At 37.8% G+C, this 13,484-nt stretch carries 10 protein-coding genes and 1 pseudogene; 1 reads left to right on the top strand and 10 read right to left on the bottom strand.

Annotation, left to right across the window (positions count from 1 at the left end):
* The 3 genes from G6069_RS08190 to hofC form a co-directional block, all read right to left on the bottom strand.
* Positions 1 to 934 (bottom strand): DUF3519 domain-containing protein (locus G6069_RS08190; protein WP_231628199.1); only part of this gene is annotated, 934 nt, incomplete at its 3' end.
* A gap of 265 nt (positions 935 to 1,199) precedes the next feature.
* On the bottom strand, positions 1,200 to 2,597 hold the full coding sequence (gene hofD / locus G6069_RS07575) for an outer membrane beta-barrel protein HofD (RefSeq protein WP_197293892.1): 1,398 nt from the start codon (positions 2,595 to 2,597) through the stop codon (positions 1,200 to 1,202).
* 72 nt (positions 2,598 to 2,669) lie between these two features.
* The gene (gene hofC, locus G6069_RS07570) at positions 2,670 to 4,256 is read right to left on the bottom strand and encodes an outer membrane beta-barrel protein HofC (protein ID WP_197293891.1); all 1,587 of its coding nucleotides are present in this window, start codon (positions 4,254 to 4,256) and stop codon (positions 2,670 to 2,672) included.
* Positions 4,257 to 4,533: 277 nt separating this feature from the next.
* Here hofC and G6069_RS07565 point away from each other — a divergent pair, with 277 nt between their 5' ends.
* On the top strand, positions 4,534 to 5,478 hold the full coding sequence (locus G6069_RS07565) for a catalase family peroxidase (RefSeq protein ID WP_197293890.1): 945 nt from the start codon (positions 4,534 to 4,536) through the stop codon (positions 5,476 to 5,478).
* Positions 5,479 to 5,716: 238 nt separating this feature from the next.
* Here the strand turns inward: G6069_RS07565 and G6069_RS07560 are convergent.
* The 7 genes and pseudogenes from G6069_RS07560 to G6069_RS07530 form a co-directional block, all read right to left on the bottom strand.
* Positions 5,717 to 6,470 (bottom strand): annotated as a pseudogene (locus tag G6069_RS07560) (restriction endonuclease).
* Entirely contained in the window at positions 6,463 to 7,518 is a 1,056-nt protein-coding gene (locus G6069_RS07555; protein ID WP_197293888.1) for a DNA cytosine methyltransferase, read from the bottom strand. Before G6069_RS07555 ends, G6069_RS07560 begins: the two are co-directional and overlap by 8 nt.
* A 93-nt stretch (positions 7,519 to 7,611) precedes the next feature.
* A complete protein-coding gene (locus tag G6069_RS07550; protein ID WP_197293887.1) occupies positions 7,612 to 8,160 on the bottom strand; it encodes a GIY-YIG nuclease family protein in 549 nt (182 codons plus the stop codon).
* Between the two features lie 2 nt (positions 8,161 to 8,162).
* Complete coding sequence (locus G6069_RS07545; protein ID WP_197293886.1) at positions 8,163 to 9,092, bottom strand: DNA adenine methylase; 930 nt, start codon at positions 9,090 to 9,092, stop codon at positions 8,163 to 8,165.
* A 15-nt stretch (positions 9,093 to 9,107) separates the two neighbouring features.
* On the bottom strand, positions 9,108 to 10,907 hold the full coding sequence (gene typA / locus G6069_RS07540; protein WP_000790239.1) for a translational GTPase TypA: 1,800 nt from the start codon (positions 10,905 to 10,907) through the stop codon (positions 9,108 to 9,110).
* 45 nt (positions 10,908 to 10,952) lie between these two features.
* Positions 10,953 to 11,801, bottom strand: a complete 849-nt coding sequence (locus G6069_RS07535; RefSeq protein ID WP_097709041.1) for a glycosyltransferase family 9 protein — start codon at positions 11,799 to 11,801, stop codon at positions 10,953 to 10,955.
* Positions 11,767 to 13,404: a class I SAM-dependent methyltransferase gene (locus tag G6069_RS07530; protein WP_197293885.1), complete on the bottom strand. Its 1,638-nt coding sequence runs from the start codon at positions 13,402 to 13,404 to the stop codon at positions 11,767 to 11,769. The genes G6069_RS07535 and G6069_RS07530 overlap by 35 nt, the downstream gene beginning before the upstream one ends.
* Between the last annotated feature and the right edge of the window lie 80 nt (positions 13,405 to 13,484).

The raw sequence follows: 13,484 nt of genomic DNA, 5'->3' as shown, positions 1-13,484 counted from the left end.
GCTCAAGGGGGCTTAAATTTTTAACTTCTTGGGCGGTTTCGTTTAAATTTTCGCTTGTTTTTAATAAATCCTCTTGATCTATTAGCGGTTTTTGGGTATTATTAGGTTCATCAAGGGTAGTAGGTTGTGGCCTGCTATCCTTTGAGGTGCTAGGTTGTGGCCTGGCATCTCTAAAATCTTTAAAATTCCTATAAAAATCAAAAATCTTATTCCCATTGTTTAAATCATCTACAACTAACCTAAGCTTTACGCCGTTATTCTCCCATTCGTAAGCGTATCTAAACCCGTTTTTAAGCCTTTCAAAACTCTCTAATAACACGCTTCCGTTTTTGATTACTTCGCTCATGTTAAGTAGCTCGTCGTTCGTTAGGGCGCCTGTGTTCTCTTCTCCGTAATGCTTTCTTAGTATTTTTCTAGCTCCCGCATTCCTTGATCCTTGTTCTAAAATGTAAAGATCGTTTAAATTTATTCCTTTAATCTCTGTTTGATCTAATTCTCCCTTAAAAACCTTTAAAACCTGTTGCTGTTCTTTAGTCAGCTTGCTTTCATCAATCTTTTGCAATTCTTGCAAGGCTTTTTCGTATTTAGTAGCCTTTTCTTTGATTTCTTCGCTCGCTTGCTTGATGCCATTATTAAGCTCTTCAATGATTTTAAGCGTGTTGTTGCTAAATTTAGCGTTTTGTGCGCTCAATTCTAAATTCTTACTGAACTCGCTTATGCTGTGGCTTCTTTCCAACGCTATTTTTAGGTGATACTTTAGGGCTGCGCCTGCGGTGGCTTCGTTTAGCGCTTTGGGTAATTTCACTCCTAAAATGCGATCGGGTGCGTTGCGGTATAAAGTCCCTAGCGTAAATTTAGTCCATTGGTATTTTAACGCTCCGCTTAAAGTGGTCGCTAAACCTTGGCTTAAGTTCTTGGTGATAGCGGGCTTCAAACTCTCAGCGATCTTAGCGTCGTTTTTAAAAAGCTTGTGAAAACCGCTCGCTATGTCAATGTATTCTTTAGCCTTGGGTGTGGTAAAAACATCGCTCTTAAACTCGTTTAGCTTGTTTAAAAACTGCACGGGGTGTGGTGTTTTGTTCTAGTATATTAAATATTTAATAATAAAGTTAAATAAAACTTTTTGAGTATTAATATTTGATTGGAACGGAGCCTTTCAATATTTTAAAAAGGCCAATCAAAAATATAAGGATAAAAGGCTAGTAAATCCTAAAACCATAAGCAATGTTAAACATGATATGGCTCCTGTCAGAATACACGTTGTGCGTTAAAGGCTGCGTGCCAGGCCCGTTAGGATCAACTGGAACATACATGCCACAATACCCAATACAATAGCCTTTTTTGGTGATATTGCCATAATATTCTAGTTTTAAATCCATTCTAATATTATACTTATTAGAAAAATAGCTCAAAAAGAGTGCGAGACTCCTTTCATCAGCCCTTGGGCTATCCGTCCAACGGCCTAAAATTTTCCAACTAAACCCTCTATATTGTGAGCCTACATACAAAAACCCGTTAATCACATCAGCGCCAACGATATTGTTAATTTCTGCGTCATAAATACTATTCGTCCAAATGTTATACCCTAGAGGGTCGCCATAAATACCTATATCGCCATTAGCGTTGCCGATATTTTTATAGACACTGCCCCCAAATTGCCACTTGTTATAGTAAAAACGAGTGCGGAAGAAATAAGTTTGCCCGCTCTTTCCTAACGGCACTTGTTGGAAGAGGATAATATCATTTTGATTAGCCGGAGTGGCAAAAATGGGGAAAAACCCCACGAAAGTGCCTACAAAACGAAAACCTTTATTGTTGAAATTAGGGTTGGTGTCATAAGTGATATTAATGCCTGGTGCATACATTCTTTGAAAGATCGCATAAAAATAAGGGTTGATTTTTAGGTTGTCTTTTTCATATTTCAAATCAGCTACCATTAGAGCCTTACCGCTTGTATAGTAACGCCCAAAATACCAAAACCAGTCGCTTGACGCTGAAGCCCTAGCGTCTGAATACATCACTCTGAATCTGGTGTCTTTATATTTGACAAAGCCTTCAACCCCTTGAGTGTAAGAAGTGAACCAATCATACTCTTCAGCATCATAGCGCCCCCCTTTCACGCCAAAACTGAATTTGTCTTTTTTGTAGTTGTAGCTCAAAAAAGCGTTATGCACCATAGCTAAACGAGGTTTTTGCACATTTAAACCGCTATGTCCTGCATACCAACCAATATATTGCCAAAAGATACCCGCCCCAAAAGGATCGGTCCTAGAGCCAGGCTGGCCATTAGGGATATTGTTGCCTTGATAGGCGGTAGAGTCATAGGGAAGCGCTGCCATCATCGCCCCTACTTCTGCCCTCAAGCCCTTGTATAACCCAATGCTCAAATTCAATTCGCCGAGCAAAGAAGTGTAGCTACCTGTAGGATAAATGTCTTTAGAAGGCTGGTATCTTTGGTTGTTAAAGCCAAACTTGGTATAGCTGCTCACCTTTCCAACAATACTCATGTTGAATTTATAAGCTTGAAGTTTGGATAAAAAAAGACCAGAAAAAAGCAAAAAAAATAGAGCATAAAAAAAATATTTCTTAATTTCCAAAACCCTAACTCCCAAAGATATTAAAATAAAAATACAAAAGAAGGCATATCTAAGAGAACTAGGGGAACTCCCTTAGAAACTATAACTGATGTGTGTCATCAAATGGCTTCTGTCTTGAGTAATGCTTTTTGCGATACCACCCATGTTTTGAGGGCCTTGCGCGAATGCAGAAGATTCAAACAAACCATTATTCAAGTTAAGCGGTTGACCGTTTGGCCCAAGGAAACCGGTTCCAGGGTTGTAACCCGCACGAATTTGGAACTCTAACCACACGAGTTTGAGACCCGCTTTAACATGTTTGCTGAACTGATAGTCTAGATACATACCGATACCATATTCCAAAGCCCTTGGAGCAGTGGTGAAGCGCTGATAAACGCTCCAACTGAACTTACCATGCTTGCCTCCACCTTTAACATACTCGGTGAACGCGTCAGCATCGGTAATGTTGTCAATCCCTGCAAACCCTAAGCTGTAGATACTGCCAACCCATTGTTCGATACCATCCACAGCGATGATGTTACCCCAAGTACCTAAGTTCATGTTAGGGTTACCAATGTTGAGATAAGCACCACCAACCACAAAGTAGTTATTAATGTCTATATGGTGGCGTAAAAAGAGCGTCGCACCACCAGGACCTTGCAAGCCACGCCACTTACCATTATCCAAGAACGGATCCCAAGTGTTATAACGAGCGGGCGCGTAACGGCCGTATTCAGCGTTATTCCAACGATAGCTGTATAACGCATAGAAAGCCGTTCTATTCCTAATGCCCCTACCACTAAACCCCGGATTGGTATCATACTCTATTTTAACACCGGGATCTGTTTCTACTTCTGGGATAAGATACACATAAGGGTGGATCATTAAATTCTTTGTAGGGCGATAAATAATACCGGCTTTATGAATACCCCAAGGCTTTTCACGATAAATGGGGAACAGCCATTGACCATCAGCGATACCACGACCCCAAGAGCTAAAGAGCAAGAACTTCATCTTATTCGTGAGCTTGAAAGTCCCATAAAACCCTTGGAACAATTGGTAAACCCAATCCATTTGCTCCTGCTCAGTAACATCAAAGCGCCCCATGACCATATGGACTCTATCGCTATCATAGGTGAGATTCGCTTTATAAACTTCATAGCGCCTTGAACCCCCAGGCAAGTAGGCGTTAGCCGGATAGTAGTTAGGGAACAAGCCGTTCCACTCACCCATATATTCCCAACCAAGACCTCTAGAGTTAATGACACCGCCTGGCCCTTGCTGTTGCCACATCTTAGTCGCGTTCATACAAAGACTCATAGAATCAGTGCCACAAGAAGTTTTATCCCAATAGCTTGGGGGGGTAAAATCCTTTGCCCATCTATCGTATTTAGTGCCATCGTAAGCTTGTCCGCCTAAAACACCGCCTAAATTCACGGTCCATCCCCTACCTAAATGCACAGACCCCTCTAGCTTACCCGTAAGGTTAACAAAAGTTTCTGTGGGGTAGATACCTTTAACAGGGTTAATAGGCGAATGGTTAAAACCCACTTTGGAGAAATTGATAAAATCTCCATGCACTTCATAAGTAACCGCCCCTAATGAACCCGTAGTGAACAATAGTGGCAAGGTAAAACGCTTTAGCAATGTAGCCGCAACTTTTCGTTTCTTTAATTTCATTCCTCTTCCTTACTTTACCTGAGAATAGATAAATTACTCTGTAAAGATAATTGTAGCATAAAAGAATATAGGTTTAGTTTAAAATCAAGCTAATTTTTCTCAAAATTTACAAAATTTAAATTTTCAAGCGCCAGTTTGCTAGTGAAAAAGCTTCTATTTTACATAGTCGCTTTAAAAACTATCTGCATTGATAGTAATATAGTATTATAATATTTTAAAGCTAAAAATGGTTTTTACACCAATACATAGATTAAAAAAATGACAATAAGGAGCAAAAATGAAAAAAATTGGTTTGAGCTTGTGTTTGGTTTTGAGTTTGGGTTTTTTAAAAGCCCATGAAGTGAGCGCTGAAGAGATTGCGGATATTTTCTACAAACTCAACGCCAAAGAGCCTAAAATGAAAATCAACCACACTAAGGGGTTTTGCGCTAAAGGCGTGTTCCTCCCTAATGCGCAAGCAAAAAAGGATTTAGATGTGCCACTACTCAATGAAAAAGAAATCCCTGCGTCTGTAAGGTATTCTTTAGGTGGTGCGATGATGGATGATAAAAGCAAAGTTAGGGGAATGGCGTTAAAACTAGAAAATCAAAACGCTAGCTGGACAATGGTGATGCTCAATACAGAAATCAATTTTGCCAAAAACCCTAACGAATTCGCCCAATTCTTTGAGATGAGGATCCCTAAAAATGGCAAGGTGGATGAAGCAAGAATCAAAAAGCTTCATGAAGAAGTCCCCTCTTATAGGAATTTTGCCACCTATATGAAAACGATAGGGATCAGCTCAAGCGTGGCTAACACGCCTTATTATAGCGTGCATGCGTTCAGGTTTAAAGATAAGAAAGAGAAATTATTATCTGCGAGATGGAAATTTGTGCCTAAAGACGGCATCAAGTATCTTAACCCCCAAGAGTTAAAGCAAAAAGATTCAAATTATCTGCTTTATTCATTCCAACAACACCTTAAAACTAAACCCATAGAATACCAAATGTATCTGGTGTTTGCGAATCAAAATGATGCCACCAACGACACGACCGCACTTTGGAAAGGCAAGCATAAGGAATTATTGGTGGGAACCTTGAAAGTTGAAAAATACGAAGGAACGGGTTGCAATAAAGACGTGTATTTCCCAGCTGATCTCCCTAAAGGCGTAGAAGCCCCTACTGATCCCTTATTCCAAATCAGGAATGAAGTTTATGGGATCACTTTTAGCAGAAGGCAATAAAAAGGCTAATGCGAATCAAAATATAAGGTGGTTGAAAAAAATATGTTTTTATGGGTTTGGGGGAGTGGAATTTTTGTTTAAAACCTTTAAGCACGCCCACTAAAAACAATTTCTCTCTCATTTGAGGCACACACTCATGCTGAATGTCAGGCAAAAAATAACAGACATTCAATCCATCTACCACCTTTTTAATACTCTTATCTTGTGTTTTATTTAGGTCGTATTATATTATTAGTTTTTATGAAAGCGGCTTATTAGGCATTTCTGTAATTTTGTAATCAAAAAAGTTTTGCGAAATATTAAAAACGCTCTGCCCTTCCATTTGTTGGCGGGTTATCCAATTCAAATCATTGTCTTTGATTTTAGAAATTTCTACGCATGCCACTTGCCCATTAAACAGATCAAAATGCACCACAATAGTGGGAATTTTATCCGTTATCAAACGCCTTTGAGCTTCTAAAACTTTATGTTGTTTAATGTCATTGATCCCTTGAAATCCGCTTTGAACTTCTAGCAATAAATGATTGTCTAACAAAAAATCGGCTTTAGGACTTCTTTTAAAGCTTTCTATACTCTCAAAATTATCACCACCAAAAAATTTGATGGTTTCTTTTTGCGCGCCAAAAAGACAAGCGATAAAATCCTTAAAAAACTCCGCTACCAAAAACCCACGCATCCACGAAAAACAAACTTCTTCAGGTCTTCTGCCTTGATTATTCAGCTTATAAATAATATGAGTGTCCGCTATCTTTGAAAACACTCGCTCTATGGAATTTTTAAAAAAGCATTCCAATTCATACTCATTATATTTAAAACAATAAATACTATTGATAGCGCTAAAAATTTCAATCAGCCTTTGTTTGAGCGCGTTTAAATCATTGAAATCAACGCAAGGTTGTATGTCTTTAGTGCCTAAAGATTCCTTAAACGCATTTTGAGAATTTAAAACCCAATAAATTTCTATAACCTTTAAAATCGTTATTATCAAACATTTTTACCCCTTAAAAAATCAAAGACAGCATGAGCGAGTGCCGCACTCAATAAAGGCGGCACGGCATTGCCAATTTGCAATCTTTTAGCGCTACCACTCCCATAAAATTTATAATTATCAGGAAAGCTTTGCAATCTTGCCCCCTCTCTAATGCTTAACGCTCTAGAGTCTCTTGGATGGATACACCTAGAACTGCTTGGGGTAGAAAAATTTCTCGTAATGGTGGGGGCTGGTTTTTCCCACCACATTTTGGCATAGGTATTAATATAACCACTTTTAGGGCGTAAACTTTCTGGCAAATCGTCTTTACTCTGTCCGTCTTTTAGCGTTTGCATGATTTTTATCAGTTTTTCATTGTTTTTAGGACTGCTATGCTCGCTTAATTCTTTAGAATTCCGCACAAATTCCAAAAAAACGTTATCCGCATTTTTAAGATAACCTAAAGCATCGCCATTTTCACCGCTTTGAATGGGTGGTAAATCCCCTAAAGCGTCTTTTAGAGAAAAATGCGTTTTTATGGGTTTAGGGAAGTAAAATTTTTGTTTAAAACTTTTAAGCGCGCCCACTAAAATCACTCGCTCTCTTATTTGAAGCACACCATAATCTAGGGCGTTTAAAATGGCATGCTCTAAAATATAACCTCTCTCTTTAAAAGCGTTACAAATTTGTTGGAACAATTGCCCTTTTTGCATAGACATCAAACCCACCACATTTTCAAAAACAAATATTTTTGGTTTCACTAAATCTAAAAGCCGCAAATATTCTTTAAACAGATTCGCTTTTTCATCCATTTTTCTTTTGCCAAGGGTAGAATAGCTCTGGCATGGTGGTCCGCCTAGTAGAATATCAATTGGAACGCGCGGTAAATTATGGCAATCAAGTTGTGCAATATCGCATAAAATGGTTTGCGCCTCTTTATGGTTAGCTTGATAGCTTAAAAGGGCATCTTTGTCTATATCATTAGCCCATATCAATTCAAAATGGGGATGCATAGAAAAGCCATAGCTCAACCCTCCAGCACCACAAAAAATATCGGCTACTTTATACAAGTTTTATTTCTTCCTTTCATCTAAACCCACACTTTTTAAATGGAGTAAAACTTAAAACCCTTTTTGAAATTAGGTTAAAACCAATTCAATCTTTTAAGTTTTGCTAGGTTTGTCAATCGCTTTTCTATGGACGGCCTTTTCTCTGTTTTGAGCTTTTTGAGTGATATTGGCATGCTCATCTTTAATATCGTTTGGCCAATCTTTGCCTTGCTCTTGCACATTCCATTCGGGTAATGCGTCATGGCTATTGTTTCTATAATCCGTCAGGCAAGCTTGCTCTAAAAGTTTATAGCTTATACTTGCATCTTTGATTGCACAAAAACCAAACAAGCCTTTCACGTAAAGAAAATACCACACGCCAAAACTTCTAATACTAGGCCTCCCTTTAACTCCCCCATCTTTATAGATATTGAGCGTGCTTTTAATCCCACCATCTGCTTGAGAGCCACCGATTTTTTTAATCTCACCATCCACTACAATTAAATACACTCTAGCCACATTTTGAGTCAAAATATTTTGAGATAGAGATTGATTGTTTTCATCTTTTAAATCCTTAAGATAGTTGAAATTCAACTTTGTGCTGTCTTTCACGTATTCTACATCAGCGATTTTAAAGGCAGTTTTGACTCCGCTAATATGCATTTTTACTCCTTGATAATCAATAACTCATGAGATTGTTTGACATGATTATTATCGCCTCTTTCTAAGCGATTTTTACCCATTCTGATTTCGCCTTGTCCCATAGTGTATTGCCAAGATGGTTCTAAAATTTTAAAATCTTTATAAGCATTCCTTACAAATTCGCAGTCATTATAACTTAAAATAAATGGTCCTTTATGCCTTTTTAGCATGTGAGCTAACACTTCATGTTTAAAACCATTATGGTGAATAGGAAAATTACGCATAGGGTAAATCCCCTTAAACATTTTAGAATTTTCTAACACATAAGGGGGGTCAAGATAGAAAAAATCATTAGGATAAGCGAGCAACACTTCTTCAAAACTAGAGCATTCCACCTTTAAACTGGGGGCGTTAAAATCTTTAATTTTTAAAAGGGCGTTTAGATAGCGTTGTTTGTCAGTGTAAATTTTACTTATCCACCCCAAAAATCCTGGCCCATAGCTTAAATTAAAGTTAAAGTAATAATCTCTAGCCAAAATTAAAGGGTCTAAAACGCATTCTTTTTTATAATGGGCTTTTAACTCTTGCTTGATGGTGTTGTAAGTTTCTTGATTAGGTTCTAAAGAAAGCAAGCTGTTATAAAGAGCCTGTTTGTCTTTGAGCAGTACTTGATAAAAATTCACTAAAATGTCAAAAATATCAAAGCCTAGCACTTCTAAACCTAGCTCTGCCGCGCATGCAATTTCTACGCTCCCCCCACCTATAAAAGGGCTAATAACCCTACGCACACCATCAGGTATACACTCCACTATTAACCCTACAGCTAAAGATTTGCCTCCACCATATCTTAAGGGGGCTTTTACATAGCGTTTGTAACGCCCATTATTGGAGCGTAAATGGTGCAAAAAAACATCTTTTTTGCTAGCGTTTTGGTTGAATAAATTGGCATGCATTCCAAAAAGTTTTATTTATTTCTTCGCCCTTTTCCTCATGTTAGGGTCTAAAATCTTTTTCCTGATCCTTAAATTCAAGGGGGTAACTTCTAAAATCTCATCTTCTTCAATCCATTCTAACGCCCTTTCTAGCACCATAGTCCTAGGCGGGGTGAGTTTGATCGCATCATCGCTCCCGCTCGCTCTCATGTTGGTTAAATGTTTGGATTTGATGGGATTGACATCTAAATCATTATCCCTGCTGTGCTCGCCAATGACCATGCCCACATAAACCTTCGTTTGGGGGTTGATAAAAAGCGTGCCTCTTTCTTGGATATTGAAAAGGGAAAAAGCGGTCGCTTCGCCATTTTCCATGCTAATTAGTGCCCCATTTTTGCGCGATTCCACGCTCCCGCTAAAAGGGCGGAATTCCAAAAAGCTATGATTCATCACGCCTTCGCCCTTAGTGTCGGTTAAAAACTCGCTCCTATAACCGATAAGCCCTCTTGCAGGAATTTCAAATTCTAATCTTGTATAGCCATCGCTCATGGGATTCATCGCTTTCATCTCGGCTTTTCTTTTGCCTAATCTCTCAATGATAGCCCCGCTAAAATCTTGGGGCGTGTCAATCACTAAATGCTCAAAAGGCTCGCATTTAACGCCATTTTCTTCTTTAATGATGACTTCAGGGCGTGAAATGCTAAACTCAAACCCTTCACGGCGCAAATTTTCAGCTAAAATGGTGATTTGCAATTCCCCACGCCCGCTCACTTTAAACTTGCCCTCGCCCATTTCTTCGCATTTCATAGCGATATTGGTTTGCATTTCTTTTAAGAGCCTATCTTTCAATTTATTAGCAGTAACATGCTTTCCTTCTAACCCGGCTAAGGGCGAATCATTGACGGCAAAATACACGCTCATCGTAGGCTCTTCTAAATGCATGGGGTCTAAAGGCATGGGGTTATTAGGATCAACGACGCTATCGCCCACATCCATCGCATTAAACCCAGCAAGCGCTACAATATCGCCCGCATAAGCGTTTTCAATCTCAGTCCTAGCCAGCCCTAAAAAGCCTATAAGCTTAGTGATACGGCCATTTTCTTTACTCCCATCGCTTTTCATCAACAGCACGCTTTCATTCTTTTTAACCGAGCCATTAAACACCCTAGCGATACCGATTTTGCCCACATAATTGTCATAATCAAGCGTAAAAATTTGCATTTGCAAAGGCTCATCAACGCTCCCGCTAGGGCTTGGCACATGCTCTAAAATCGTTTCAAACAAAGGCTCTAAATTTTTCTTTTCATCGTCTAAACTTTTCATCGCATAGCCATCTCGTGCGGCGGCATACACGACAGGAAAATCCAATTGCTTATCGCTAGCCCCCATCGCTACGAACAAGTCAAAAACTTCATCCACCACTCTGTCCGGTTCAGCGGCAGGCTTATCAATTTTATTCACCACCACAATAGGGCAAATCCCAAAACTCAAAGCCTTTTTAACCACGAATTTAGTTTGAGGCATGACCCCTTCTTGAGCGTCCACTAAAAGCAACACCCCATCCACCATTTTCAAAACGCGCTCCACTTCGCCCCCAAAATCAGCATGCCCGGGAGTGTCAATGATATTGATTTTAGTGTCTTTGTAATAAATAGCGGTGTTTTTAGACAGGATAGTGATCCCTCTTTCTCTTTCTAAATCATTGCTATCCATCACCCTTTCATCCACTTTTTCCCTCTCACTAAATGTGCCAGATTGAGAAAGTAAGCCATCTACTAAAGTGGTTTTCCCATGATCAACATGCGCGATTACAGCGATATTTCTAATATTTTTCATGAATGTCCTAACAAGCAAAATTGATTTTGGAAGTATAACACAATATTATAATAGCCCCAAATGGCGGAATTTTTTGGCTAAATCCTGTTCTATGTAATGGCTTTTATGGGCTTTTAGAAAATTTTCATTCTTACCATTAGGCGGCATGAAATCGTCATTATCCCTATAAAAAAAGATAAAATAATTTTTCTTTAAATAATAAGCCAAATGGATTAAAAACGAATCCCCCCCTATATACAAATCGCTTTCTAAAATCAGGTTTTTAACTTCTTCTAAACTGGTTTTAGCGCGATAATGAGTAACTTCATCTTTTAAAAAAGCGTATCGTTCTTCAAAATCTAAAAGCGTAACACAAAAGGGTTTTAAGAGTTTTAAAACGATTTTTAAATGCTCTAAAGAAATATTCCTATCATTTTCTCTTGTGAAAGGGTTGATCAAAATCTTTTTGGGGTTTTTTAAATTCATGGGATATAGAGGATTATCAAAAGCATGCCCATAAATTTGAGAAAACAACTCCTGGCGGTTTTGATAAATGTTTTTAATTTCTTTATTTGGAGTGGTTATGGGAATGAATTGGGATAAAAGAGCGCTTCTAAAGTCTTGTTTTTCTAAAATCAAACGTTTGATTTTGTGCTTTTTAAGCGCTTTTAATAAACGCAAAAAATCCTTCATCGCCAAAAAAACGCCTTGTTTTTTAAGATCATAAAAAGCGGGGACATTCTCAAAAACAGGAATGATTTCAAAATGTTTTTCGCATTCTAAAAGCTTGGCGATTTTTAAAGTCAAATGAGTACCTAGGATTTTAAGGGGTTGTTGCTGTTTGGAAGCGATTTCTTTTAAAAGGCTAAGCGTGATAAGGTTATCCCCTAAAGCTAAAAGACAAGCAATGCACATGGTTTTTCCTGATTGTGAAGTGTTTAGGGTCTTTTTTTTCTATCCCTAAATTTTTTAAATAAAATTTTTCATCAAAACCATTGTTAATAAATTGCGCAAATAGGGGCAAGCATTCCAAATCTTTTCTTAAAATTTTATGCGTTTTAAAAAGCGATTCAAAAATAAATTGCATTAAATCGCTGTTTAATAGTTCTTTTAGTGCATGAGCGTTGATAGGGAAATTTTCTTTTAAAACAAACATGTTCGCGCTGTTTAAAAAAAGGCGTTGCTTATTGTCATAAAAAAAGACAAGCTTTGAAGAAATGAATTTATACACGATTTTTTCTCTAGCCTGATAAAGGCTTAAAGGAGCGACTTGCTGGCAGTCTTTTAAATCAGCGTTAATGAATTGGCTAGGGGCTTTTAATCCGTCTTTTAAAATATCTGAACCTCTAAAAATAGGAATGGTATTTTTTTTTTGTTTGGAGTGTAATTTTTCTTTATTATTGCCTGTAACAATCCCTAAAGCAAAATGAGCGTTATTTTTTAAAGTTATATGAGGAAGGGAAAAAAGGTGGTCTAAAATTTTATTTTCTTTGCTAGAGCAATGGATATTAAAAATCTTTTTAGGGTTGTTTAAAAAAGAAGAGGGCGAGCGTTTGAACTCACTATTTTGATAAAAGCATGAGATTTTTTGATCCTTGTTAGGGGTTTTTTTAAGCGCCAAACCCACAGCCTTAGTCATTAGGGTTTTAAAGGGTTTGTTGAAATCAATAAGGCTTCTAATTTGAAACTTCAGAGCCATTTCTCGCATTTTGCTAAACGCATCAATATTCAAACAACTTTCGGGTAATAATAGCCCCAAATGAGCGTTTTCTTTTAAGCAATTCAAACTCGCTATAAAAAAGAGCGACGCGCTATCTAGGCTTTGAGAGAGGTTGAATCGCTGTTTGAAATTTTCCTTTTGGTTTTGATTGTATTTCTTGCCCCATGGCGGGTTAGTGAAAATGCAATCAAATTGTGGGGTGTGTTTTAAATTTAAAAAATCTTTTTGCACAATATTAGGGCAATCCAAATGATAACGCTCTTTAATACGCTTTTTAGTCAAAGCGATAGCAAAAGCGTCCGTATCATAGCCATAAATATTTTCAACCTTAAAACCCAACTTTAAAGCATGCATGATAAAATTCCCGCTCCCCACAGCCGGATCGCAAAAAATCGCTTGAGAGGCATCAAAATCTTTAGGGAGAGTGAAAAGCTGTTCTACTATTTTATTAGGAGTGTAGTAAATGCCTTCTAAATTTCTGGTGGTGTTAGAAAGCTCTTCTTCATAATAAGAACCCAACTTTTCTAAATCAGAGCTATTTTCTAATATTTTTAGGTATTTTAAAATCAATTCTTGATGGTTATGAGCGCTTTTTAAGGATTTGTTAGCGTATTTGTTAAGCTTGTTTTTCCCTAAATGGTTGCAGCAAAAATCTAAAAAAGAGCTTGTTTTCACATAAATTTTGTGATCAATCTCTAGTTTCTCTAAAAGATTGGTTTTGATCCAATTATGCACGCTGCTATGAGAAACATTGATTAAATGAGCGATTTCTCCAACAGAAAGAGCGTTTGAAGGCATTTTCCCCCCTAAAAACTATAAACATAACTCACATTAAACACCACAAGGCGTTTGAAAAAGAGGGAAGCGTTTAACCCTTT

Origin of the sequence: Helicobacter pylori (assembly GCF_017594925.1) — a bacterium.
GTDB classification, from domain to species: domain Bacteria; phylum Campylobacterota; class Campylobacteria; order Campylobacterales; family Helicobacteraceae; genus Helicobacter; species Helicobacter pylori_DP.
Note: the sequence above shows the minus strand (reverse complement) of the source record. Positions and strands in the feature narration are given on the sequence as shown.

Coding starts and splice junctions, on each gene's coding strand:
- hofC (WP_197293891.1), bottom strand. CDS start 4,256: ATGAAATTAAAGAAACGAAAAGTTGCGGCTACATTGCTAAAGCGTTTT.
- G6069_RS07535 (WP_097709041.1), bottom strand. CDS start 11,801: ATGTGCATTGCTTGTCTTTTAGCTTTAGGGGATAACCTTATCACGCTT.
- G6069_RS07545 (WP_197293886.1), bottom strand. CDS start 9,092: ATGCATGCCAATTTATTCAACCAAAACGCTAGCAAAAAAGATGTTTTT.
- typA (WP_000790239.1), bottom strand. CDS start 10,907: ATGAAAAATATTAGAAATATCGCTGTAATCGCGCATGTTGATCATGGG.
- G6069_RS07550 (WP_197293887.1), bottom strand. CDS start 8,160: ATGCATATTAGCGGAGTCAAAACTGCCTTTAAAATCGCTGATGTAGAA.
- G6069_RS07565 (WP_197293890.1), top strand. CDS start 4,534: ATGAAAAAAATTGGTTTGAGCTTGTGTTTGGTTTTGAGTTTGGGTTTT.
- G6069_RS07530 (WP_197293885.1), bottom strand. CDS start 13,404: ATGCCTTCAAACGCTCTTTCTGTTGGAGAAATCGCTCATTTAATCAAT.